At 73.8% G+C, this 25,107-nt stretch carries 17 protein-coding genes and 1 riboswitch; of the genes, 10 read left to right on the top strand and 7 right to left on the bottom strand.

Features of this window, described 5'->3' with window-relative positions:
- Positions 1–128 precede the first annotated feature (128 nt).
- Both BD833_RS05295 and BD833_RS05300 read right to left on the bottom strand, forming a co-directional pair.
- On the bottom strand, positions 129–2,759 hold the full coding sequence (locus tag BD833_RS05295) for a glycoside hydrolase family 3 N-terminal domain-containing protein (protein WP_166532094.1): 2,631 nt from the start codon (positions 2,757–2,759) through the stop codon (positions 129–131).
- Positions 2,760–3,132: 373 nt separating this feature from the next.
- Positions 3,133–3,762, bottom strand: a complete 630-nt coding sequence (locus tag BD833_RS05300; RefSeq protein WP_243737464.1) for a DUF4383 domain-containing protein — start codon at positions 3,760–3,762, stop codon at positions 3,133–3,135.
- A 330-nt stretch (positions 3,763–4,092) separates the two neighbouring features.
- Positions 4,093–4,170: riboswitch (cobalamin riboswitch) on the top strand.
- Between the two features lie 54 nt (positions 4,171–4,224).
- On the opposite strand from BD833_RS05300, the gene cobN reads away from it, so the two are divergent.
- Positions 4,225–7,854 (top strand): cobaltochelatase subunit CobN, encoded by a 3,630-nt coding sequence (gene cobN / locus BD833_RS05305; protein ID WP_166532096.1) that lies wholly within the window; start codon positions 4,225–4,227, stop codon positions 7,852–7,854.
- Positions 7,855–7,947: 93 nt separating this feature from the next.
- On the opposite strand, the gene BD833_RS05310 is transcribed toward cobN, so the two are convergent.
- From BD833_RS05310 to BD833_RS05325, 4 genes are all read right to left on the bottom strand, one after another.
- Complete coding sequence (locus BD833_RS05310; protein WP_166532097.1) at positions 7,948–9,159, bottom strand: zinc-dependent alcohol dehydrogenase; 1,212 nt, start codon at positions 9,157–9,159, stop codon at positions 7,948–7,950.
- Between the two features lie 217 nt (positions 9,160–9,376).
- Complete coding sequence (locus BD833_RS05315) at positions 9,377–9,790, bottom strand: TIGR03618 family F420-dependent PPOX class oxidoreductase (protein WP_166532098.1); 414 nt, start codon at positions 9,788–9,790, stop codon at positions 9,377–9,379.
- A gap of 240 nt (positions 9,791–10,030) precedes the next feature.
- Positions 10,031–10,387, bottom strand: a complete 357-nt coding sequence (locus BD833_RS05320; RefSeq protein WP_208092359.1) for a DUF1622 domain-containing protein — start codon at positions 10,385–10,387, stop codon at positions 10,031–10,033.
- A complete protein-coding gene (locus BD833_RS05325; RefSeq protein WP_166532099.1) occupies positions 10,384–10,830 on the bottom strand; it encodes a DUF1622 domain-containing protein in 447 nt (148 codons plus the stop codon). The genes BD833_RS05320 and BD833_RS05325 overlap by 4 nt, the downstream gene beginning before the upstream one ends.
- Positions 10,831–10,890: 60 nt before the next feature.
- On the opposite strand from BD833_RS05325, the gene BD833_RS05330 reads away from it, so the two are divergent.
- The 5 genes from BD833_RS05330 (at position 10,891) to BD833_RS05350 (ending at position 18,063) form a co-directional block, all read left to right on the top strand.
- Positions 10,891–11,355, top strand: a complete 465-nt coding sequence (locus BD833_RS05330; protein ID WP_166532100.1) for an SRPBCC family protein — start codon at positions 10,891–10,893, stop codon at positions 11,353–11,355.
- A gap of 5 nt (positions 11,356–11,360) precedes the next feature.
- Positions 11,361–11,996, top strand: coding sequence for a DUF2238 domain-containing protein (locus BD833_RS05335; RefSeq protein ID WP_166532101.1), 636 nt, complete (start codon positions 11,361–11,363; stop codon positions 11,994–11,996).
- A gap of 236 nt (positions 11,997–12,232) precedes the next feature.
- Positions 12,233–13,345, top strand: a complete 1,113-nt coding sequence (locus BD833_RS05340; RefSeq protein WP_166532102.1) for an NDMA-dependent alcohol dehydrogenase — start codon at positions 12,233–12,235, stop codon at positions 13,343–13,345.
- 30 nt (positions 13,346–13,375) lie between these two features.
- Positions 13,376–16,912, top strand: coding sequence for an indolepyruvate ferredoxin oxidoreductase family protein (locus BD833_RS05345; RefSeq protein WP_166532103.1), 3,537 nt, complete (start codon positions 13,376–13,378; stop codon positions 16,910–16,912).
- Between the two features lie 2 nt (positions 16,913–16,914).
- On the top strand, positions 16,915–18,063 hold the full coding sequence (locus BD833_RS05350) for an acyl-CoA dehydrogenase family protein (RefSeq protein ID WP_166532104.1): 1,149 nt from the start codon (positions 16,915–16,917) through the stop codon (positions 18,061–18,063).
- 11 nt (positions 18,064–18,074) lie between these two features.
- On the opposite strand, the gene BD833_RS05355 is transcribed toward BD833_RS05350, so the two are convergent.
- The gene (locus tag BD833_RS05355; protein ID WP_166532105.1) at positions 18,075–19,982 is read right to left on the bottom strand and encodes a helix-turn-helix domain-containing protein; all 1,908 of its coding nucleotides are present in this window, start codon (positions 19,980–19,982) and stop codon (positions 18,075–18,077) included.
- 102 nt (positions 19,983–20,084) lie between these two features.
- On the opposite strand from BD833_RS05355, the gene BD833_RS05360 reads away from it, so the two are divergent.
- The 4 genes from BD833_RS05360 to BD833_RS05375 all read left to right on the top strand — a co-directional run bounded on the left by BD833_RS05360 (position 20,085) and on the right by BD833_RS05375 (position 25,098).
- Complete coding sequence (locus BD833_RS05360) at positions 20,085–21,536, top strand: FAD-binding oxidoreductase (protein WP_166532106.1); 1,452 nt, start codon at positions 20,085–20,087, stop codon at positions 21,534–21,536.
- 411 nt (positions 21,537–21,947) lie between these two features.
- On the top strand, positions 21,948–23,081 hold the full coding sequence (gene dctP, locus BD833_RS05365) for a TRAP transporter substrate-binding protein DctP (RefSeq protein WP_166532107.1): 1,134 nt from the start codon (positions 21,948–21,950) through the stop codon (positions 23,079–23,081).
- 41 nt (positions 23,082–23,122) lie between these two features.
- Positions 23,123–23,758 (top strand): TRAP transporter small permease subunit, encoded by a 636-nt coding sequence (locus BD833_RS05370; RefSeq protein WP_166532108.1) that lies wholly within the window; start codon positions 23,123–23,125, stop codon positions 23,756–23,758.
- The gene (locus BD833_RS05375) at positions 23,755–25,098 is read left to right on the top strand and encodes a TRAP transporter large permease (RefSeq protein ID WP_166532109.1); all 1,344 of its coding nucleotides are present in this window, start codon (positions 23,755–23,757) and stop codon (positions 25,096–25,098) included. The genes BD833_RS05370 and BD833_RS05375 overlap by 4 nt, the downstream gene beginning before the upstream one ends.
- Positions 25,099–25,107: the final 9 nt, after the last annotated feature.

The following is a 25,107-nucleotide window of genomic DNA, read 5'->3' on the forward strand; positions in this document are numbered from 1 at the left end:
AGGCTGTCCGGCCGCCGACCTGCTCACCGACGACGCCGAACGGTCTCAGCGCACCATCGACCGCCCGTGCACCGGGGACCCGCGGAGGCAGTGCCTCCGCGGGTCCCCGGTCGACGGTGCCCGCCTCCTTACCGCAGGGCCTCGATCAGCAGTCGCACGGCCCCGGCGACGTCACCCTGGAGCAGGGCGACGTCGGACCGGGCGATCCGGTCCGCCGCCCGAGCGGGGACCCCGGTCACCGGGTCCGCGACGAGGGCCTGCACCACCTGCCGGAGGGCACCGACGAGCTCGCGCACCCGCGGGTCGTCGGCGTCGAGCCCCCGGCCGTGCTGCAGCGCGGCCAGCGGGCCGGTGAGCCGTTCCGGGTGAGCGCCGGTGAGCGTCTCGACGAGCTCGCGGGTCTGCGCCTCCGACAGCGGGGAGGACGTCGCCTGCGCGGTCAGTCCCCAGCCGAACGGGTACAGCGGGTCGTAGCTGCTGTCCCCGACGTTGAGCTCGCCCTGCTCCACCGTGCGCGGCCAGGACTGCGACAGCTGCCCGGTGAACGGGGTGCGGCCGAACAGGACGTCCGCGACACCGGCTCCCTCGCTGCCGGGGAGCCACGACGCGACCAGCGCGTCGATGTCACCCAGCTGGTCGCTCAGCACCAGCGGCCGACCGGAGACCACCAGGACGACACACTCGGCCACGGCCGCGCACACCCGCTCGATGACTTGCCGGTCCTGCTCCTTGAGCTCCATCGTCTTGGGCTCACGGGGCATGCCTTCGTCGACCGGGTCGTAGGCCCACAGCGGGCCGCCGACATCCCCGAAGCCCTCGGAGTACGGCGTCTCCCCGACGACGACGACGCCGGTGGACGCCGGGTCGATGGGCGCGGAGGCATCTGCGCTGAAGGTGACCTCCGCCGCGGGCGCCACCTCCTGGATCCCCTCGAGGATCGTCGTGCCCTCGGTGTGCCGGCCGGACTGGCCCTGCCACGTGATGGTCCAGCCACCCATCTGGTTGCCCAGGTCGTCGGCATTCCGGCCGGCCACGTACAGCGGAGCGTCGTCGGCCAGCGGCAGAACGTCGTTCTCGTTCTTCAGCAGCACCTGCGACTCGGCCGCTGCCTGCCGGGCCACCGCGCGGTGCTCGGCCGATCCGATCTGGTCGAGGTTGGTGCGGTCCGCGAAGGGCTGCTCGAACAGGCCCAGCTGGAACTTCTTGGTGAGGATGCGCCGGACGGCGTCGTCGATCCGGTCCTGCGAGACCCGGCCTGCCTCCACCTCGTCGATCAGGGTGAGCTCGAAGGCCGCGAAGTCGTCCGGCTCCATCGCCATGTCACCGCCGGCGTTCACCCAGGTGCGGACGTCGCTCGCCCGCTCACCGGGGATCTGGTCGATGCCGTGGTAGTCGCTGATGACGAACCCGTCGAAGCCGACCTCGTCCTTGAGGAATTCCTGCAGGATGCTCGCGTCGGCGTGCGCCTTGATCGGGTTGCCAAGGCCGTCTTCGGTGTAGTCGATGCTGGAGTAGGACGGCATCACCGAGCCGACGTGGTACTGCTGCACGGCGGGGATGAACGGCGCGTGGTCGATCCGTTCGAGCGCCTCGCGGCTGGTCACCGTGATGCCCTGGTCGATGGGGTAGGTGCTGGGGCCCGAGCCCAGGTCGTCCCCGCTGCCGTACTCGGTGTCGCCGTCGCCGCCGATGTGCTTGGCCGTGGCCAGCACCCGGTCGGGGTCGTCCAACGCGCTGATGTCCTCGCCCTGAAAGCCGGTGATGGACGTCTCCATCTCGATCACGAGCGAGGGATCCTCGCCGTAGGACTCGTAGGTGCGCCCCCAGCGGGTGTCCCGGGCGACGCACAGGCACGGTGCGAAGGTCCACGGGATGCCGGTCGCGCGGGTCTCCTCCGCCGTGACGTGCGCGGTCTCCTGGACCAGCGCCGGGTTGCGGGTCGCGCCGAGGCCGATGTTGTGCGGGAAGACCGTGGCGCCGACCACGTTCGAGTGCCCGTGGACGGAGTCGACGCCGTAGATGAGCGGGATCTGCAGCGGGGTCAGCCGTGTCCACAGCTGGTAGCCGTCGACCATGTCCGCCCAGGCCTCGGGGGTGTTCTCCTCGGGAGCGGACCCACCGCCCGACAGCAGCGAACCGAGCATCAGGTCGGCGATCTGCGCGGGGCTGTCATCGACGTTGGCCCGTTCGGCCTGGGTCATCTGCCCGACCTTCGCCGCCAGCGACATGCGGGACAGCAGGTCCTCGACCCGCTGGTCGACCGGCAGCGCCGCGTCGAGGTAGGGCAGGTCGTGCGCGTCGATGACCACGGTGGGCCTGGTGCCGACGCCGGCGTCATCGGTGGCGAGGTCGATCGAGATCGTCTCGGCCGTCTCGCCCCCGGCCGACGTCGTGGTCGGCACGGTGAGCTCCTGGGTGGCACCGGAGACGGTGCCGGCGGCGAAGGTGAACGTGCCGCCGGCCGGCTGGTAGTCGTCGCCGGCCGTGGCGCTGCCGGCCCCGGTCGCCCACTGGCCCGTCACGGGCTCGGTGAGCGCGCCGCCGCCCTCGATCTCGAGCCGGATCGTGACGGTGGCCGTGCCCCCGTCCGGGGTGGTCACGATCGGGCTGCTCGCGGTCAGGGTGGCGTCTCCCGGGGCCGCCGAGGCGGGGAAGGCCAGGACCGGGGCCGTGGCGACGGTCAGGGCTGCTGCCGCAACAGCGGCGGCGGCGGTGGTGCGGGGGCGTAGCCGGTAGGTCACGCGGGTGCGTGGCGTCATCGGGGCTCCTCGGGCGCTTGTCGTCGCGCAGCGTCTCGGCGCGGGTACGCCACGGCAGGACGACGGGCGCGGATCGAGCTTGCGCCCCGGCCCGGAGGACGTCAAAGCGACAGGGGTGCGGCTGCTGGCGGCGCTCCGGCTCGACGCGGAGAACCGGGACGGCGCACCGGCCGGCGCGCCGGTCCGCCGCTCGCGCGAACGACCAGTTCAGCCGCTGGATGCCAGCCGCGTGCCGGCGCCCGGCACCGCACCACGCCCAGCGGCGGCACGGGAGGCCGGACCCGAGAAGTTGGTCGGGTCGCCGCCAGGTGCTGCCGGGCCGCGCACATCCTGGAGCGCCGGAGAGCAGCCACTGCGGCCACGGTGGGGCGGGCTACTTCCCGGCGTGCGGCTCGCCGCCGTCGAAGGACTTCCACACCCGCCGGCGCTCGGCCCGGCCGCGCGCCTGCGCCATGGCGGCCACCCGGCGCTGCTGGTCGGGGGTCGCCGTGTGCTGCACGACGGCCACCTCCGCCGCGCGCATCGCCCGCTCGGCGGCAACCTCGGCGGGCGTCGTCGGGACGCCGTCGTCGGCGTCGTCGGTGTCGTCCGCGTCGTCGGTCGGGTGGGCGTACGGGCTGTCGGGCGGCAGGTTGCCGCTCACCCGCCCGTAGGCGCCCAGCAGCAGCAGGACCAGGCCGGCGACGACGGAGAACACGACGTTGGCGAAGCGGAACGCCAGGAAGTTCAGATCGGTGCGCAGCACCGCGAGGTTGGCCAGCGCCGAGACCAGGAACAGCACCCCGACGACGATCATCACCGTCGAGGCGATCCGCGGCCCCCGCAGCGCGGCCGCGATCAGGACCGCCGCGGTGACGACGGAGATGGTGGACAGCAAGCCGTTCGACGACAGGCCGAGGACCCGCTCGCCCTCGGTCGAGAAGAAGTCCAGCCCGTCGGCGAAGCCCAGGATGCCGAACACGGCGATCACCGCGGCGACGACCACCGCGCCGATGCGGTGCACGGCCGGCACCCGGCTGCCGGCGGGGGCGCCGTCCGGCCCCCGTCGGCCGGAGCGCGCGGGCTCGAGCCGCTCGGAGCGCGCCGGCGAGCCGGCTCGTGCCGGCGGGGCGGCCGGCCCCGAAGGCACTGGCGGGGTGTCCGGTGGGGTGACGGTTGCGGTGCGGGTGCGGGTGCGGTGGAGGTGTGGGCGCAGTGCCATGACGACTCCCTCGGAGAATCGGTCGGTACCCGCTCTTCGCCACCGGTACACCGGTCGGATGCGGACGGTGGGTGCCGCCGCGTGCTGGGCACGCAGCCCGGTAGCGTCCGGGCCACATCACGGCAGTGCAGCGAGGAAACCGGTGGAAATCCGGTGCGGTCCCGCCACTGTGAGCCCCGGCCGATGGTGGCGGGGGCGAGCCAGACACTCCGGCTGCCGTGCCCAGCGAACCGGGGCGCGGACCCCGAGGGAGGCGGCGCGGCCGTGTTCACCCTGCTCTCCACCAGCGACACCGACCTGCTCTCGGCGCGGGCCAGCGCCCCCGGCTGGCGGCTGGGCAACCCGGCCCGGCTGGGCGCCGAGGGCATGGCCGCCCTCGCCGCCGGCAGCGACCTGGTCGTGGTGCGCATCCTCGGCGTCCGCCGGCAGTACGAGGACCAGCTGCGCCCGCTGCTCGCGCTCGGCCTGCCGGTCGTCGTCCTCGGCGGGGAGCAGGTGCCCGACGCGGAGCTCATGGAGCTCTCGACCGTGCCGATGGGCGTGGCCACCGAGGCGCACGGCTACCTGGCGCAGGGCGGGCCGGACAACCTCACCCAGCTGCACCGGTTCCTCTCCGACACCGTGCTGCTCACCGGCGAGGGGTTCGAGCCGCCGTCGGTGGCGCCCGAGTGGGGCCTCCTGGAGCGGTCTCCCGGCCGGACCGAGGGGCCCACCGTCGCCGTCCTCTACTACCGGGCGCACCACCTGGCCGGGAACACCGCGTTCGTCGAGGAGCTCTGCACTGCCGTCGAGGCCGCCGGCGGCCGCGCGCTCCCGGTGTTCGTCAGCTCGCTGCGCAGCGTGCCCGACGACCTGCTCGCCACCCTGCGCGGCGCGGACGCCCTGGTCGTCACCGTGCTCGCCGCCGGCGGCTCGCGGCCGGCGACCGCCTCGGCCGGCGGCGACGACGGCGCCTGGGACGTCGGGGCGCTGGCCGCGCTCGACGTGCCGGTGATCCAGGGGCTCTGCCTCACCCGCTCCCGCGCCGAGTGGCTCGCCGACGACGACGGGCTCTCCCCGCTCGACGTCGGCAACCAGGTCGCGATCCCCGAGTTCGACGGCCGGCTGATCAGCGTCCCGTTCTCGTTCAAGGAGACCGACGCCGACGGCCTCACCTCCTACGTCGCCGACCCCGAGCGGGCCGCCCGCGTGGCCGGCACCGCCGTGGCGCACGCCCGGCTGCGGCACACCCCGCCGGCCGAGCGCCGGATCGTGATCATGCTGTCGGCCTACCCGACCAAGCACGCCCGCATCGGCAACGCCGTCGGCCTGGACACCCCCGCCTCGGTGGTGCGGCTGCTGGCCGCCATGCACGGGCAGGGCTACGACATCGGCCCGTTCGACGGGCCCGACGCGCTGCCCGGCGTCGCCGACCTGGACGGCGACGCGCTGGTGCACGCGCTCATCGCGGCCGGCGGCCAGGACGAGAACTGGCTGACCGAGGAGCAGCTGTCGGGCAACCCGGTGCGCGTCCGTACCGCCGAGTACCGCGCCTTCTTCGACACCCTGCCCGACGACCTGCGCGAGGCGATGACCGAGCACTGGGGCCCGGCCCCCGGCTCGCTGTTCGTGGACGGCTCCGGCGACGACCAGGCCGTCGTCTTCGCCGCCCTGCGGGCCGGCAACGTCGTGGTGATGGTGCAGCCGCCGCGCGGCTTCGGGGAGAACCCGATCGCGATCTACCACGACCCCGACCTGCCGCCCTCGCACCACTACCTCGCCGCCTACCGGTGGCTCCGGGAGTCCTTCGGCGCGCACGCGCTGGTGCACGTCGGCAAGCACGGCAACATGGAGTGGCTGCCGGGCAAGACGGTGGGGCTGTCGGCCTCCTGCGGGCCCGACGCCGCGATCGGCGACCTGCCGCTGGTCTACCCGTTCCTGGTCAACGACCCGGGGGAGGGCAGCCAGGCCAAGCGCCGGGCGCACGCCATCCTGGTCGACCACATGGTGCCGCCGATGGCCCGCGCCGAGTCCTACGGCGACATCGCGCGGCTGGAGCAGCTGCTCGACGAGCACGCGAACATCGCCGCGATGGACCCGGCCAAGCTGCCCGCCGTGCGCGCCCAGATCTGGACCCTGCTGCAGGCCGCGAAGCTCGATGCCGACCTCGGCCTGAACGAGCGGCCGGCCGACGACCACTTCGACGAGATGATCCTGCACGTCGACGGGTGGCTCTGCGAGATCAAGGACTCCCAGATCCGCGACGGCCTGCACGTGCTGGGCACCCCGCCGTCGGGCCGGGCCCGGGTGGACCTGGTGGTGGCGATGCTCCGCGCCCGGCAGATCTGGGGCGGCGCGGTGGCGCTGCCCGGGCTGCGCGAGGCGTTGGGCCTGGCCGAGGACGGCACCGCCGGGCTGGCGGCCACCGACGCGGTCGAGGCGCTGGCCGACGCCCTGGTCAGCGGCATGGAGGAGCGCGGCTGGCGCGCCGAGGCGGTCGCGGACGTGGTGGGCGGCGTCCTCGGCACCACGAACGACCGGGTGGCCGACGTGCTGCGGTTCGCCGTCGACGAGGTGGTGCCGCGGCTGGAGCGGACCACCGACGAGCTGGACGCCACGCTGCACGCCCTGGACGGCGGCTACGTGCCGGCCGGCCCCTCCGGCTCACCGCTGCGCGGGCTGGTCAACGTGCTGCCGACCGGGCGGAACTTCTACTCCGTCGACCCGCGCGCGGTGCCCTCCCGGCTGGCCTGGGAGACCGGGCAGGCGATGGCCGAGTCGCTGGTCGACCGGTACCGGGCCGACACGGGGGAGTACCCGCGCTCGGTGGGCCTCTCGGTCTGGGGCACCTCGGCGATGCGCACCTCCGGGGACGACGTCGCCGAGGTGCTGGCGCTGCTCGGCGTCCGGCCGGTCTGGGACGAGGCGTCCCGCCGGGTCACCTCGCTCGAGCCGGTTCCGCTCGACGAGCTCGGCCGGCCGCGGATCGACGTCACGGTGCGGATCTCCGGGTTCTTCCGGGACGCCTTCCCGCACGTGGTGACGATGCTCGACGACGCCGTCACGCTGGTCGCCGGGCTCGACGAGCCGGCCGGGCAGAACTACGTGAAGGCGCACGTCGACGCCGACGAGGCCGGGCACGGCGACCGCCGGCGGGCCACCACCCGGGTCTTCGGCTCCAAGCCCGGCGCGTACGGGGCGGGCCTGCTGTCGCTGATCGACAGCCGCAGCTGGCGGGGCGACGCCGACCTCGCCGAGGTCTACGCCGTCTGGGGCGGCTACGCCTACGGCCGCGACCTCGACGGCGTGCAGGCACGGCCGGACATGGAGGCGGCCTACGAGCGGATCGCCGTCGCGGCCAAGAACGTCGACACCCGCGAGCACGACATCGCCGACTCCGACGACTACTTCCAGTACCACGGCGGGATGGTGGCCACGGTCCGCGCGCTGACCGGGACGGCGCCGGCCGCCTACATCGGCGACTCGACCCGCCCGGAGCAGGTGCGCACCCGCTCGCTGGTGGAGGAGACCTCCCGCGTGTTCCGCGCCCGGGTGGTCAACCCCAAGTGGCTGGCCGCCATGCGCCGGCACGGCTACAAGGGCGCCTTCGAGCTGGCCGCGACCGTCGACTACCTGTTCGGCTACGACGCCACCACCGGGGTGGTCGCCGACTGGATGTACGAGAAGCTGGCGCAGACCTACGTGCTGGACCCCGAGAACCGCGAGTTCATGGAGAAGTCCAACCCGTGGGCGCTGCACGGCATCGCAGAGCGGCTGCTGGAGGCGGTCGACCGGAAGATGTGGGCGGAGCCCGACCCGGCGCTGCTGGCCGAGCTGCAGCAGGCCTACCTGGACACCGAGGGCGACCTGGAGGGCGGGGGGACACCGGCGGCAGCCGGGGCCGGCGGTTCCTGACCGCTTGGCCGCCTGACCGGGCGTCGCGGTCGCCACGGCGACCGCGACGCCCCGCCGGCACGGGACCGGGCCGGTCCCGTGCCGGGCGCTCCGTCAGGACGGCGCGAGCACGACCTTCGTCCAGCCGCTCTGCCGCTGGTCGAACGTCTCGTACGCGTCCAGCACGGTGGGCATGTCCTCCGCCTGCGTCAGGACGGTGGACGGGTCGATCGCGCCGGTGCGCACCAGGTCCAGCAGGTGCGGCACGTACCGGCGGTGGTTGCAGTTGCCCATCTTCACCGTCAGGTTCTTGTTCATCGCCGCACCGGTCGGGAAGCTGGTCATCTGCGGCGGGTAGACGCCGATGATCCCGATGCTGCCGGCCTTGGCCACCGACTCCACCGCCCACTGCAGCGACTGGCTGGGCGCGTCACCGGGCACCCAGGTGTCGCCGTGCGGGTTCTGCTCCGGGGCGACCTGGGACCGCTCCTGGTCGAACTGCCCTGCCTGCTGCTCGGCGGCCTCCGCGGCCGGGCCGCGCTTCGGCCGCTGGGCATCGACGCCGACGGCGTCGATGACCCGGTCCACCCCGATGCCGCCGGTCAGGTCCTTGACGACGGCGACCGGGTCCTCGGCGTTGAAGTCGATCGCCTCGGCACCGCGCGCACGGGCCTGGTCGAGCCGGGAGGCGATGCCGTCCACGACCAGCACGCGGCCGGCGCCCTGCTGGAAGGCGCTGGTGACCGCGAACTGGCCGACCGGGCCGGCACCGAGCACCAGCACGGTGTCGCCCTGGGCGACCTCGGCCAGGCGGGCACCGAACCAGGCGGTCGGGTAGATGTCCGACAGCATGATGGCGGCGTCGTCGCCCACCTCCTCGGGCAGCCAGACCGGTCCGACGTTCGCGAACGGGATGCGTGCGTACTGGGCCTGCAGGCCGTCGACCGGGCCGGTGGTCTGCGGCCCGCCGAAGAAGCAGGTGCCGGCCGACGCGCCGTTCGGGTTCGCGTTGTCGCACTGCGCGTAGTAGCCGGCGCGGCAGTACGAGCAGGTGCCGCAGCCGATGGTCGACGGGATGACGACCCGGTCACCGGGGCGCAGGTTGCGCACTCCCGGGCCGGTCTCGCGCACCACGCCCACCGCTTCGTGACCGAGGATCGTGCCCTCGACCATGCCCGACATCGTGCCGCGCACGAAGTGCAGGTCGGTGCCGCAGATGGCGCTCGCGGTGATCTCGACGATCGCGTCGGTCGGGTCCTGGATGGTCGGGTCGGGGACGTCGTCGAGCCGGATGTCCCCGACGCCGTGCCACACCACTGCCTTCACGTGTCCTCCTCGCATGGGCGGCGCCGCGCTCCCGCGCTGATGACCTGGTCTCGATCGTTCGCGCCGCGGTCGGCCCCTACCCGCTGCCTGCGTGGTCACCCGCGACCGGGTCGTCCGACCAGCGGTGCGGCCGGCGCAGCTCGCGGTGCCCGGCTGGTTGCGCGGCGCCCGGACGGTGGGGTGCCCGTCGGGTCGGTCGTGCCGGTGCGCCGGGCGGTCAGCCCGCGATCGTCTGCCGCTCGGGCTCGATCCAGACAGTGACCCGCTCGGTCTTGATCTGGTCGGCCGGGTACGGCTTGCCCTCGTACTTCAGGGACAGCTCGTCGATCCGGTCGCGGGCGGCCTGCCCGCGCTCGGTCCTCACCACCCGGCCGCGCACCTCGGCGTACCGGTAGGGGTTGGACTCGTCCCGGATCGCCAGGGTGACCCGCGGATCGCGCTCCAGGTCCTTGAACTTCTGGCGGTGCGGCTCGGTGTTGACGTACAGCCGGTCGCCGTCGGTGCCCACCCAGATGTACTGGGTCTGGATGCGACCGCTCGGCAGCAGCGTGCTGATCGCGGCGTAGTTGGCGCCGTTCGCCAGCTCGCGCGTCACCGGGTGCAGCTCGGGTCCGTCCTGGGTGTCGGCCATGCGTGCCCGGTACCCGGCCGCGGAGCGGCGCACTCCCGGGAACCGGTGCGCCGGCCGCGCACGGGGCGCTCCGGACCGACGGGGGTGCCGAGGTGGGCGACGACGGCGAACGCCGCCTGGTCGGTCACCGCGTACCCGGGCCAGGCCGATCAGCAGCGCCGGGACGGCCCGGTCCACGACCTCGCCCGTCTGGTGGAGCGGCGCAACTCCCGGGGACCGGGGCCCACCGGTCCCTCCGGCTCAGGGCCGCCAGGCCGGGCGGAGCGCCCGGTGTGCGAGGTCCTGCAGCCGCCGGGGCAGCGGCCGGTGGCCCGCGCCGCCGCCGGCCGGGCCACGGTGCACCGAAACGGCGCCCAGCCGCAGCCCGTAGCTCACCAGGTGGCGGAGGGCGACGACGGCCGCCGTAGAGAGGATGGCGCGCCAGTCCGGGTCGCCGGCGAGCCGGAGCAGGCCGGCGGCGACGAGCAGGTCGAGCAGGATGCCCAGGGCCAGGGCCGGGCGGCGGGTCACGGCGAGCGCGAGCCCGCCGGAGACCAGGGCGATCCCGGCGACGACCTGGGACATCACACCGGTGACCGCGGCGAAGGTCGAGCTCACACGGTCCGCCCGGCGCGCCGGTGGTCGGTCGGGTCCGTCGAGGAGTCGTCGTCGCCCTCGTCGTCGTCCCCGTCGTCGTCCTCGTCGTCGTCCTCGTCCTCGTCCTCGGCGATCTGGCGCTTCTCCTCGGCGATCTCCTTGCCCAGGAAGTAGTTCAGCGCCGTCCGGATGGCCGCGATCGCCGCCAGCTGGCCGATCTCCTCCCAGCTCGGCGCCACCGCGGTCTTGAGGACGTCGGCGGCCAGCTGGAACTCCAGGCCGAGCGCGAGGAAGCGGCCCAGCGTGAGCCGGACGGGGACGAACGCCCGCGTGCTCCGGTCGCGCAGGCCGACCCAGACGAAGAGCAGGAACGCCCACACGGCGCCGATGATGATGACGGCCGCGCCGCACGCCTCGACGATGACGACCAGCACGTTGACGACGTGCTGCAGCAGCTCTTCCACGGCGGCGGGCTTACCCCCGGCCGATCCGCGGTCACGCATGACAACTGCGAGACTGCCCCGATGAGCGAGCTGCGCCACTCGGGGTCGGTCGCCGTCGCGGCGTCCCCGGAGGCCCTCTACGACCTCGTGTCCGACGTGACCCGCACCGGCGAGTGGAGCCCGATCTGCGCGGCGTGCTGGTGGGACGAGGGGGCCACCGGACGGGTGGGGGACCGGTTCACCGGCCGCAACGTCACCCCCGAGCGGACCTGGGAGACCCGCTCGGAGGTGGCGGTGGCCGACCGCGGCCGGGAGTTCGCCTGGGAGGTCGGGGACGGGTTCGTTCGCTGGACCTTCGCGATGCGGCCGGCCGACGGCGGCACCGAGCTCACCGAGTCCTGGGCGTTCCTCCCGGCCGGGCTCGCCTTCTTCGCCGAGCGCTACGGCGACGCCGCAGAGGAGCAGATCGCCCAGCGCACCCGCCAGGCCCACGAGGGCATCCCGGTCACCCTGGCGGCGATCAAGCGGATCGCCGAGTCTGGCTGACCGCCGTGGACGCCCGCCGCCTCCTGCTCGGGGACTGGACGCCGGTCGTCCGGGACGGCATCGACCTGCTCCGGCTGGCGATCCTGGGCGGAGCCCTCTGGTACGCCGTCGCGGGGGACGCCGGGGCCGCCGCGGTGCTCGCCGTCATGGGCACGGTCACCCTCGTGGCCCGCGGGGTGAACCTGCCGCGGGTCTACGACCTGTCGGTCGTCGTCGGCATGGCGCTGCAGGGCTTCGGGGAGGTGTGGGGGCTCTACGACCGGTTCGTCCGCTTCGACGACCTGGTGCACCTCACGCTCCCGATGCTCACCGCGCCGGTGGTCTACATCGCGCTCGCCCGCGCCGACGTCGTCCCGGACCCGCGGGACGAGACGCACCTGCGGCACTACGTGGGCATCGCCGTGGTCACCGCGGCGCTCGGGATCACCGTCGGGGCGCTGTGGGAGATCTACGAGTGGCGCTCGGACGCGTGGCTGGGCACCGACCTGTCCGAGGGCAACGACGACACCAACGGCGACCTGGTGCGGGACAGCCTCGGCGCGCTCATCGGCGCCGCGCTGCTGGTGGCCTGGGCGCGGTTCGGCTGGGGATCGGTGCGCCGGATCCCCGGCGTCAACACCCACGAGGCGGTCGACGCCTGACAGTTCGTCGACGCCTCGTTCCGTACAAAAAATATGTTAGCGTCGCCCGGTCGCTGGGCGGATTCGCCCTGACCGGCGGGAGGGGGTCGGGTGCACCTCGGACTGGACGGCCGGCGGGCCGCGGCCGCCGTCGCGCGCCCGGGCGGCGGCACCTCCTGGACCACTGCGGTGACCGTGCACCGGGCGGGTGTCGCAGGTACCGGCCCCCGCCCCGACCGACTGGAGGGAAACGACGCGTGAGGACCCATGGGGCCGTGCTGCGGGACGCCGGTACGGACTACGAAGTCGTCGAGCTGGAGGTCGCGGAGCCCGGGCCCGGTGAGGTGCTGGTCGAGATGGCCTACGCCGGGCTCTGCCACTCCGACGAGCACCTGCGGAAGGCCAACGCGGGCGGGCGGTACCCGATCGTGGGTGGCCATGAAGGCTCGGGCACGGTGCTGGCCGTCGGGGCCGGGGTCACCCGGGTGCAGGCCGGCGATCACGTGATCACGAGCTTCCTGCCCGCCTGCGGGCACTGCCGGTGGTGTGCCTCCGGGCGCTCCAACCTCTGCGACGTCGGTGCCACGATCGCCACCGGGCAGCTGCCCACCGGGACCTGGCCGTTCACCCTGGACGGCGAGGCGCTGGGGGGCTACTGCATGGTCGGCGCCTTCGCCCGGCACACCCTGCTGAGCGAGTACTCCTGCGTGCGCATCGAGCCGTGGGTGCCGATGGACACGGCGGCGCTGCTCTCCTGCAGCGTGCCCACCGGCTGGGGGTCGGCCGTGTACGCCGGCGGGGTCAAGCCCGGCGACACGGTGGTCGTGATCGGGACCGGCGGCGTCGGCGTCAACGCCGTCCAGGGCGCGGCGCACGTGGGGGCGGCGCACATCGTCGCCGTGGACCCCGTCCCGTTCAAGCGAGAGTTCGCCACGACGGTCGGTGCGACCCACACGGCCGAGGACACCCGCACCGCCGCGGACCTGGCCCACCAGCTCTCGCACGGGGTGGGGGCCGACGTCGTGGTCCTGACCACCGGCGAGCTGGACGCGGAGACCACCAAGGGAGCGGTGCGCTGCGTGGGCAAGGGCGGGACCCTGGTCCTGACGGCGCTCGCCGGCATCGCGACCGAGACCACCCTGTCCCTCCTTGGGAACCCGATCACCGTTTTCGAGCAGCGGATCCAGGGCTCGCTGTTCGGCGGCTGCAACCCCTTCCACGACATCCCCGCGCTGCTGCGCATGCACCAGGACGGGCAGCTCGAGCTGGACTCGCTGATCACTCGGCGCTACTCGATCGAGGAGCTGCGCCAGGGGTACGCCGACCAGGCGGCGGGGACGACCATCCGCGGCCTGCTGGTGCACGGCTGACCGCCGTGCGGCCGCCTTCCTAGGAGCGACATGAGCACCGCTGCACAGGTCGAGGACCGCTACCGCCAGGCGGCGGGACTCCTGCACGTCACGGGCATCCAGGCGCTCGTCCGCGTCGCCCTGGACCAGGTCCGGGCCGACCGTCGGCGTGGCCGCCGGCCGGCCGGGTTCATCTCCGGTTACCCCGGCTCGCCGCTCGGCGGCCTCGACCTGGAGCTCGGGCGCCGCGGCACGTTGCTCGAGGAGCACGACATCGTGTTCCGCCCGGGGGTCAACGAGGAGCTGGCCGCCACCGCCGTGGCCGGCAGCCAACTGGCGCAGACCCGCCCGGAGCGGCGCTACGACGGGGTGACCGGGATCTGGTACGGCAAGGCGCCCGGCGTCGACCGCGCCGTCGACGCCCTCCGGCACGGCAACATGGCTGGCGCCGCGCCGGACGGCGGCGTGCTCGCCCTCGTCGGCGACGACCCGTCGGCGAAGTCCTCGACCATGCCGAACGCCTCGGAGGCGACCCTGGCGGCCGTCGGGATGCCGGTGCTCTACCCCGCGGACGCGCAGGACGCCTTGGACTTGGGGCTGCACGGGATCGCCCTGTCCCGCGCCTCGGGTCTGTGGGTCGGCGTCAAGGTGGTCACCGACGTGGCGGACGGCTCCGGCACCGTGGAGGTCCACCCCGACCGGATCGTGCCGGTGCGGCCGGACACGACCATCGACGGGCGGGCGTTCCGGCACGAGGTCCGCGGCATGCTCCTGCAGCCGACCTCGGGTGAGCTGGAGGCCACCCTCTACCACCAGCGCCCGCTGATCGCCCAACGGTACGCGGCGGCGAACGGCCTGGACCGCATCGAGCGCTCGGGACCCGACGACCGCATCGGCATCGTCGCCGCGGGCAAGACCTACCTCGATGTCTGCCAGGCGCTGGCGGCGCTGGGCCTCGACGAGGCGGAGTGCCGGCGCCGGGGCGTCCGGCTGCTCAAGCTCGGCATGGTGGCGCCGGTCGAGCCGGGCATCGTCCGGTCCTTCGCCGAGGGTCTCCGCGAGATCGTCGTCGTGGAGGAGAAGCGGTCGTTCATCGAGACCGCCGTCGTGCGGGTCCTCTACGGCCGCCCCGGCGCCCCGGCCGTGCACGGCAAGACCGGGCCCGACGGCCGCACCCTCGTGCCGGTCTCGGGGGAGCTCGAGCCGGACCTGCTGGCCGGGGTGCTGGCCCGCCGGCTGCTGGCTCTGGGCGGCTTGCCGTCGGTCGAGGCCTGGTCGATCGCCCGCGGGGAGCGGGCCGCGCGGGAGGAGCGCCGGCCGGCGCTCCTCCCGCTGCTCAGCCGGACGCCGTACTACTGCTCCGGTTGCCCGCACAGCACGTCGATGGCCGCGCCGGAGGGCACTCTCATCGGGACCGGCACCGGCTGCAGCTCCCTAGCCGTGCTGATGGATCCGGAGACGGTAGGCGACGTCAGCGTGCTCATGCAGATGGGCGGCGAGGGCAGCCAGTGGATCGGCATGGCCCCGTTCGTCGACGTGCCGCACATGGTGCAGAACATCGGGGACGGCACGTTCCACCACTCCGGGAGCCTGGCCGTCCGCGCGGCGGTCGCCGCCGGCGTCGACATCACCTACAAGCTGCTCTACAACTCCGCCGTCGCCATGACCGGCGGGCAGAGCGCCCAGGGCGGGATGACGGTGCCGGCGCTGGCGGCGATGCTGACCGCCGAGGGCGTCGCCCGCATCATCGTCACGACCGACCAGCCCGAGAGGTATCGGCGGGTCCGCCTCCCCGGCACGACGACGGTCTGGCACCGCGACCGGCTGGTCGAGGCGCAGGAGGAGCTGGCCCGCGTACCCGGCGTCACCGTGCTGGTGCACGACCAGGAGTGCGCCACGGAGAAGCGGCGCCGGCGCAAGCGCGGGCTGCTCCCGGAGCCGGCCACCCGCGTGCTGATCAACGAGCGGGTCTGCGAAGGGTGCGGCGACTGCGGGCAGAAGTCCAACTGCCTCTCGGTCGTCCCGGTGGACACCGAGTTCGGCCGCAAGACCCAGATCCACCAGGCCTCCTGCAACAAGGACTACACCTGCCTGGCCGGCGACTGCCCCTCCTTCCTCTCCGTGGTGCCCGGCGTGACCGCTCGGCGGCCGGTCGCCGCCGGGCTCGATCCCGCGACGCTGCCGGAGCCGGCGGCACGGGTGGCGGTCGAGGACTTCAGCCTCCGCATCGTCGGGATCGGCGGCACCGGCGTGGTCACGGTCGCCCAGGTCCTGGCCACGGCCGCGCAGCTCGGCGGACTGCACGTGCGCGGCATGGACCAGACCGGCATGGCCCAGAAGGGCGGTGCCGTCGTGTCGGACCTGAAGTTCACGCGCGGCCCGGTGGTACAGGCCGCACGGGTGGCGGGGGAGGAGTGCGACCTCCTGCTGGGCTGCGACATCCTGGTGGCGGCCGAGCCGAAGAACCTCGCGGTGACCGACCCGGCCCGCACGGTCGCCGTGGTGTCGACCGCCCAGGTGGCCACCGGGGCGATGGTCACCCACCCCGACGTCTCCTTCCCGTCCCAGCCGGACCTGCAGGACCGGATCCGGGCGGCGACCCGGGGTGCGGCCGCGGTCTTCCTCGACGCGCACCGGCTGACCCAGCAGCTGTTCGGCAGCGACCAGTCGGCCAACGTCCTGTTGCTCGGCGCCGCCTACCAGGCCGGCGCCCTCCCGGTGCCGGCTGCGGCGATCGAGGAGGCCATCGCCGTCAACGGCGCCGCCGTGGAGACCAACGTGCAGGCGTTCCGCCGCGGCCGGCAGGCCGTGGCCGACCCTGACCGGCTCGCGGCCGACGTCGCGGAGCTGTCCCCGGCGGCGCCCGGGCCCCGGCCGCTCGCACCCGAGGTGGCGGCGGTCGTGGGCGAGGTGCAGGCGCCGGCGGGGTCGGAGCTGGCCCGCGTCGTCGCCGCCCGGGTGCCCGACCTCGTCGGCTACCAGGACCTGGCCTGGGCGCGCCGCTATGCCGACCTGGTCGAGCGCGTGCGGGTGGCCGAGGACCGCGTCGTGCCCGGCAGCGGGGAGCTGGCCGAGGCGGTCGCGCTCGGGCTGTACAAGCTCATGTCCTACAAGGACGAGTACGAGGTCGCACGGCTCTGCATCGATCCCGCCGTCGAGGCCGACGTGACGGCCCGCTTCGGCCGCGGGGCGCGCTACAGCTACCGCCTGCACCCGCCGCTGCTGCGCTACCTCGGCCGCAGGGACAAGGTGGCGGTCGACGCGCGCGCCGCCCGCCCGGTGCTGCGCACCCTCTACGGGCTGCGCCGGCTCCGCGGGACGGTCCTGGACCCGTTCGGCCACACCGAGGTCCGGCGGACCGAGCGGGCGCTGATCGAGGAGTACCAGGAGCTGGTGCACCGCCTGGCGGAGGAGCTCACCCCGGCCAACCACCGGGTGGCCGTCGAGCTCGCAGGGCTGCCGGACATGGTGCGCGGGTACGAGGAGATCAAGATGGGCAACGTTGCCCGCTACCACGAGCACCAGGGCGAGGCCCTGCGGCGGTTCACCGCGCCGGTGACTCCGCTCGAGACCACCACGAGGGGCTGACCATGGCAGAGACCGACCTGGACGACCTGCGCGCCGGCGTCCGCGAGCTGGCGTCCTCCTTCCCGGCGGAGTACTGGCGCCGCTGCGACGCCGCCCGCGAGTACCCGGAGGAGTTCGTCCGGGCGCTCACCGACGCCGGTTGGCTCTCGGTGCTCATCCCCGAGCAGTACGGGGGCGGCGGCCTGGGCCTGGCCGAGGCGTCGGTGATCATGGAGGAGATCAACAGCACGGGGGCCAGCACATCGGCCTGCCATGCGCAGATGTACACGATGGGCGCGCTGCTGCGGCACGGGTCCGATGCGCAGAAGCGCAGCTACCTGCCGGAGATCGCCGCGGGCAAGCTACGGCTGCAGGCGTTCGCCATCACCGAGCCCGACGCCGGGTCGGACACCACGCGGATCACCACGTTCGCCCGCCGGACCCCCGAGGGCTACGTCGTCAACGGTCGCAAGATGTGGATCTCCCGCGTGCAGCACAGCGACCTCATGCTGCTGCTGGCGCGGACCACGCCCCGTGACCAGGTGGCCAGACGCACCGAAGGGCTGAGCCTGTTCCTGGTGGACCTCCGCGCAGCGGGCTCCGCGGTCCGGGCCGAGCCGATCAACACCATGGTCAACCACGAGACCAACGCGGTCTTCATCGACGACCTGGTGCTGCCGGCCGACGCGCTGGTCGGCGTCGAGGGGCAGGGGTTCCGGCACGTCCTCAGCGGGATGAACGCCGAGCGCATCCTCCTGGCCAGCGAGAGCATCGGCGACGCCCGCTGGTTCCTCGACACCGCGTCGGCCTACGCCCGCGACCGGGTCGTCTTCGGCAAGCCGATCGGCGACAACCAGGGCGTGTCGTTCCCGCTGGCCCGGGCCTGGGCGGACATGCAGGCAGCCTCGCTGGTGCGCGACCGGGCGGCCGAGCTCTTCGACCGGGGGGAGACCCGGGGCACGGACGCCAACGTGGCCAAGCTGCTCGCCTCGGAGGCGGCGTGGGCGGCCGCCAACGCGGCGATGACGACGCTCGGCGGCTACGGCATGGCCGCCGAGTACGACGTCGAGCGCAAGTTCCGCGAGTCCCGGCTGTACCTGGTCGCGCCGGTCTCCAACAACCTGATCCTCGACCACATCGCCGGGCACGTGCTGGGCCTCGGCCGCGGCTGAGCCGCCGCGGCTCAGCCCGCCTGGGGCACGGCCGCGGCGAGCGACCGGAGGACGAGCGCCAGCTGCAGCTGCAGCACCCGGTCGGGGTCCCGCCAGTCCGGGCCGAGCAGCTCGGTCACCCGGTCCAGCCGCTGGTACAGCGTGTTGGCGTGCACGTGCAGCTCGGCGCACGTGCGGGCGTGGTGCTGGGCGTTGCGCAGAAAGCTGGCCACGGTGTCGACGAGGTTCCGGTTGCGCTGCTCGTCCCAGTCCAGCACCGGCCCCAGCGTCGCGCGGATGAAGGTCCGCAGCTCCCCTCGGCCGGCCGGGCTGAGCAGCGCCCGATAGACCCCGAAGGCCGCCGAGGTGGCCGCGACGTCCGGGCGCCCCAGGGCGTGCAGCAGGGTCGCGGTCTGCCGGGCCTCCTCGTGCGCCGCCCGGACCGCCGCGGCGCCGCCGCTGCACGGCGCCACCCCGACGGCGGCGGGCAGCGGCGCGCCCGGCGCGTGCAGCCAGTCGCAGGCATCCTCCGCGTCGGGGCCGGTCAGGAGAACCACGACCCGGCCCTGGTGCTCCGCGGACCAGCCGCGCGCCCCCTCGGCCAGCCGGGCCGCGGCCCGGGCAGCGGGCTGTAGGTCGCCCGGGCCGGGGTCCAGCACCGCCACGGAGGTGACCGCGTCGAGGTCGACCCCGGCCGAGCGCCCCCGCCGCCGCGCGGCCGCATCGTCCCCGTCGCCGGCGAGGAGGGACTGCACGAACTCACCCCTGCTGCGCAGCTCGGCGAGGGCGACCGCCCGCTCGGTGACCACGACGAGCGCCAGTGACGTCGCTGCCGTCTGCAGCAGGCCGGAGAGCTCCGGATCCGTCCCGTCGACGTCCCAGACGACCAGGCAACCGGCGGGCCCGTCGGTGAGTGCCACCGGGGTAACCATCCCGGGACGGCCGCCGGCCCGGACCGCGCGCGGCCCGGGGACGGCCAGCCAGTCCGCCACGGAGGCCCTGTCGGCCGGCCCCACTGCATCGATGCCCGGCCCACCCGGCGGGGGAGCGGCGTCCAGCCGCCGGCCGGTGAGGTCCCAGACCTGCACCTCGCCACCGACCGCCCGCTCCAGCGCCCGGGCGACGGCGGGCACCCCACCGCCCCCGATGACGGCGGTGGTGACCAGGTCGCGCAGCGCGGCCGCGCGCTCGCGCTGCTCCTCCGAGCGGCGCAGCTCGGCGTTGCGCCGCTCCAGCTCTCCGGCGGTCCCGCGGAGCTGGTCGATGAGCTGCGCGTTGCGCAGGGCGACGGCGGCGTGCGCGGCGAGCCCGGCCAGCAGTTCGATGTCGTGGTCGGCGAAGCGGCGCGCGCGGCGATCGCCGGCCAGGAGGACACCGATGGTCTCGCCGCCGACCTGGAGCGGCAGGCCGAGGATGCCGCCCAGCTGCTCGCTGCGCGCCGCCACGTGCATGTGCGCGAGCTTCCGGACCCGCGGGTCGGTGAGGTAGGACTCGGTCCACATCGGCCGACCGGTGCGCAGCACCTCGCCACCTATGCCCTCCCCCTCCCGGAGCGTGATCCCGCGCAGCGCCCCGCCCATGGAGCCGTCGACGACCTCGATGCGCAGCCCCTCGGGGCGCCGCAGCATCAGGTAGGCCACGTCGGCGTCCAGTAGGCGACGGGACTGGGCGGCCACCTCCTGAAGCACCTCACCCGGGTCGTGCATCGACCCCAGCCGTCGGGCGAGGTCGTTGAGCACGACAAGCTCCCGGGAGTGGCGGCGGCCGGCGGTCAGCAGCTCGCGGACCCGGCCCGCCGCGGACGCCTCCTCCTCGATCCGGGCGCGCTCCGCCGGCGGGACGGCCGGGTCGGCCAGGAATCGCGCCCGGGAGGCACCGAGGTCCTCGGCGGGGGCGTCGGACGCGAGCAGGTGCAGCCACGTGGCGGAGCGGTCGGTCACGGCCGGTTCCCTCCCCGGGTGGACGGTCGGGCCACCTGCCGCGGCAGGCTGTGGACACATCGTCCGTTGAGTGTGTCAGGCGCCACACCTACTCTCGTCAGGATGACGACGGGGACCCCCACCATCAGCGGCACGAGCGGATCCGCGACGGGGGAACCTGGCGGCGCGGCCCCCGGCCTGGTGGCGTCCCTGCGGGCGGCGCTGCCGGGCGACCGGGTCGTCACCGACCCGGACGTACTGGCCTCCTACGCCCACGACGAGGCCGAGTGGGCGGAGAACGTGCTCCCGGTCGCCGCGGTCCGCCCGCGCACGGCCGAGGAGGTGCAGGCGGTCGTCCGCGAGTGCATCGAGCACCGCACGCCGGTGGTCCCGCGGGGTGCCGGCACCGGGCTGTCCGGCGGGGCCAACGCCACCGCCGGCTGCGTGGTGGTCTCCCTGGAGGCGATGGACGCCGTCCTGGAGGTGGACGAGCTCGAGCGCTTCGCCGTCGTCCAGCCGGGGGTGGTCAACGACGACCTGCGCGCCCACGTCGCCGGCCACGGGCTCTGGTACCCACCCGACCCCGCGAGCTCCCCGTGGTCGACCATCGGCGGCAATGTGGCGACCAACGCCGGGGGGGTCTGCTGCGTGAAGTACGGGGTCACCCGTGACTACGTGCTCGGCCTGCAGGTGGTCACCGGGACCGGTGAGCTGGTGCGGCTGGGCCGGCGAACGGCCAAGGGGGTCGCGGGGTACGACCTCACCGGGCTGATGGTCGGCAGTGAGGGCACGCTCGGCATCGTCACCGAGGTCACCGTGCGGCTGCGCCCCCTGCGCGACCCGGAGCGCACCGTGGCCGGGTACTTCGACTCCGTGGTGTCCGCCGGCGAGGCCGTGACCGCCGTCGCCGCGGCCGGGCTCACCCCCTCGGCGCTCGAGCTGGTGGACCGGCACTGCCTGGCCGCCGTCGACGCCTGGAAGAACATGGGGCTCTCCGACGACGCCGAGGTCGTGCTGCTCGGCCGGGTGGACACCCCCGGGGCGGCCGGGGACGCCGAGGCCCTGCGGATGCTCGCCGCGTTCGAGGGCGCCGGGGCCACCTGGGCGGCCGTCAGCACCGACGCGGAGGAGGCGGACGCGCTGTTCGCCGCCCGCCGGCTCGCCTACCCGGCCCTCGAGCGGCTGGGACCGGTGCTCACCGAGGACGTGTGCGTGCCCAAGGCGGCGGTCCCGGCGATGCTGGCCCGCATCGAGCGGATCGGCACGGTCCACGACATCGTCATCGCCAACATCGCCCACGCCGGGGACGGCAACCTGCACCCCCTGCTGATCACCCCGCCCGGCGACGAGGCCGCCCGCGACCGCGCCCAGCTGGCGTTCCACGAGATCATCTCCGCCGCCCTGGAGCTCGGCGGCACGGTCACCGGTGAGCACGGGGTCGGGCTGCTCAAGCGCGACGGGCTGGTCGCCGAGGTGTCGCCCGCCGTGCTCGCCATGCACCAGGCGGTCAAGGCGGCGCTGGACCCGCACGGGATCCTCAACCCGGGGAAGGTCCTCACCGCCCCGCGGCGGTGACCGTGCGTCCGGGCTGCAGCACGTCCGGCCACCCAGCTCCGGCCGCAGCGGGCCGAGGGCCCCTCCGGCTGCCGCCCTACGGAGGGATCCGCCACTCGGGCCGGTGCGCGGTGGAGATCCTCTCCCTGCATCCGGTGCCCCGGGTCTCCTAGCGTCGTGATCGCAGTCACAGGTATCGATGCGCGGAATGGATCGTCACGAACCCCGGCACGGGCGGCCGCCCACCTCGGCCGCCCTCCGGAGCCGGGGCGAACGTGACGGGCCACCCGATCCGTGCGAGCCCGTCCCGGCACGTCGATCACGGTCGCACATTCGTTACTTGACCCGCATATATCGTATGTGGTGTGGTCTGCGCCACAGAGGCCGTCGAGGTCGGGCGGGCCGCCGAGCACCGATTATCGAGGAGATGGCGTGCACAGCTCACAACGCACGAAGCGGGCCGCTGCGGTAGGCGCGGCGACGGTGCTGGTGGCCACGCTGGCCGCCTGCGGCGGGGACTCCGGCGGCGGGGGCGGTGGCGGGGGTGGCGCCGAGGGGCAGTCCTTCGACTGGCAGTACTCGAACTACCTGCCGCCGAACTCGTCGCTGAGCACAGGGATCGCCAACTACTTCGACTCGATCGAGGAGCAGGGCGACATCACGGTCGAGGAGTTCTACCAGGAGTCCCTGCTGTCGGCGACGGACACGTTGCCCGGTGTCGCGCAGGGCCGGGCCGACCTCGGCTTCATGATTGCCCTCTACTACCCGGGCGAGCTGCCGCTGTCGCAGGTCGTCGGCGTGCCGTTCCAGACCGACGACGCCGAGGCCCAGGTCCGCGCGATGAACGCCCTGTACGAGAACAACGAGGCCTTCCGCGCCGAGTACGAGGACCAGGGCGTCCACGTGCTCAGCTTCGTCCCGCTAGCGCCCACGATGATCGCCACCGCCGAGCCGCTGGAGGGGCTCGCCGGCCTCGAGGGCAGGCAGATCCGGGCCGTCGGCCTGCTGAGCCAGGCGATCGAGCAGGCCGGTGCGAGCCCGGTGGCCCTCTCGGCGCCGGAGGTCTACGAGGCCGTGGAGCGCGGCGTGATCGACGGCTTCACCTCGTACCCGTTCGACGTCGCGGTGGCCAACAGCCTCAACGAGGTGGCCTCGAACATGACCGATCCGGGCACCGGCCTCTACAACCTGGGCGCGCTGGTCATCACCAAGAGCCTCTGGGACGGGCTCCCGGAGGAGACCCGCCAGTTCATGGACGAGCAGATCGACCAGTACGTCACCGATGCCATCGCCCTGCTGGCCGAGGAGGAGGAGAGGACCTGCGACACCTTCCTCGAGGCCGGCGGCACGCCCGGCGTCTTTCCGGAGGCCGACGTCGAGGAGTTCGAGGGCCTTGTCGGTGACAGCGTGCTCCAGGCCTGGCAGGAGCAGGCCGTGAGCGCCGGGGTCGCCGAGGACCAGGTCGACGGGTTCTTGGACGACTACCAGGCAGCCCTGGAGGAGTACGCCGCTGACTCCTCCTACACGCCCGGCCTCGTGGCTTGCGCCGAGCGGAACGGCAACTGAGCGGTTCCACACCGATGGGGGCGTCGGGGGACAACGATCCGTTGTCCCCCGACGCGCTGATCGGTGACACGCACTCCGTGCCGCCGATCGCCGGGACGCCGGCGGACCGCCCGGGCGGTCCGGTCCGCAGGGCGATCCACGCGCTGGCGACCGCCTTCGGCGTCCTGGCGGCGCTGCTGATCGTGGGCATCATGTTGAGCACCGCGCTGGACGTGCTGGTCCGCCAGCTCACCGGGTCCTCCATCCCCGGCGTGGTCGAGTACAGCGAGGTCCTCCTCGCCGGCCTGGTCTTCCTCGGCCTGGCCTACGCGCAGCGCACCGGGGCGCACATCGGCGTCGACCTGGTCACCGAGCGCCTGCCCGTGCGGACGGCGCACGTCGTGCGCGCGATCGGCCTGGTCGTCGTCCTGGCGGTCCTGCTGTGGACCACCTACGAGACGACGGTCGTGGCCATCCGCTCCTTCGAGGTCGGCGAGTTCCGCTTCGGCCTGGTTCCCGTGCCCATCTGGCCGGTCCGGATGGTGATCCCGCTCGGCCTCGTGGCCCTCGTCCTGGAGCTGGCCCTGACCACGTACGACGAGATCACCGGCGCGCGCACCGGTGCCGCGACCACCCGGCACGAGCACCCCGAGGCGGACTCCTCGGTCGTCCCGGGTGAGAACGGTCCCCGGTCGTGACCGCCGGCCTGGTCACCGTCCTCGCCGTCCTCGTGCTGCTGGTCCTGCTGTGCACCGGCGTGCCCGTGGCGTTCGCGCTGGCCACGGCCGGCGTGCTCGGCCTGGTCGTGCTCCGCGGCGCCGACATCGCGTCGAGCACGCTCGGGTCGCTGCCCTACCAGGCGACCGCCGAGGCCACGCTCGTGGTCATACCCATGTTCATCCTCATGGGGGTGCTGGCCGCCCATGCGAGGGTGGCCGAGGACGTCTTCCGGATCAGCCACCGACTGCTCCGCCGGCTGCCCGGCGGCCTCGGGCTGGCCTCGATCGCGGCGTGCGCGGGCTTCGGGGCGGTGTCCGGGTCGAGCGTGGCCACCACGGCGACCGTCGGCCGGGTCGCCATCGTCGAGATGCGCAAGTACGGCTACAGCGTGTCCTTCGCCGCCGGCATCGTGGCCGCGGCGGGCACCCTCAGCGTGCTGATCCCGCCCAGCATCGTGCTGGTCATCTACGGGATCATCACCGGTGAGTCCATCGGCGCGCTGCTGACCGCCGGGATCATCCCGGGCATCCTGTCCGCGCTGGTGTTCATGACCCTGGTGATCATCCGGGTGCGGCTGCGGCCGGCGATCGGTGGCTTCAACCAGGCGCCGGCGGCCGTCGACGACGGTCCGACCCTCGCGGGCGACCGGCCGCAGGGGAAGGGCTACGCCGGCCTGGTCAAGATCGCGGTGCTGTTCGCGATCGTGATCGGCGGCATCTACGCGGGGTTCTTCACAGCCACCGAGGCGGCGTCGCTGGGCGCGCTCGCCGCGCTGCTCATGCTCCTGGCCGACGTGTTCCGGTACGGCCCGCGCCAGCTGGCGGTGAACCTGAAGAACAGCTTCGCCGAGGCCGCCTCGGTCACCAGCTTCATCTTCGCGATCCTGGTCGGGGCGAGCCTGTTCACGTTCTTCCTCGTCAGCGCCGGGATCACGAACTCGTTCGCGAACTGGGCGCTGGACCTGCCGGTACCACCAGCGGTCCTGATCATCGTGCTGCTCGGGATCATGATCCCGCTCGGGATGTTCCTCGACCCGATCTCGATCATGCTGATCGTGCTGCCGCTGGCGTACCCGGTCGTCACGGGCCTCGGCTACGACGGCATCTGGTTCGCCATCCTCACCGTGAAGATGATCGAGATCGGGCTAATCACGCCACCGGTGGGGCTCAACGTCTACGTCCTGGCCGGCACCCCGGGGGTGCGGCTCGAGGACGCCTTCCGCGGAATCGCCTGGTTCCTCCCTGCGGAGCTGTTCACGACGTCGCTGCTGTTCCTCGTCCCCGACCTGGTGACCTGGCTGCCCAGCCAGATCGGCTAGCCCCGCTCG

The organism is Blastococcus xanthinilyticus (genome assembly GCF_008124835.1).
GTDB classification, from domain to species: Bacteria; Actinomycetota; Actinomycetes; order Mycobacteriales; family Geodermatophilaceae; genus Blastococcus; species Blastococcus xanthinilyticus.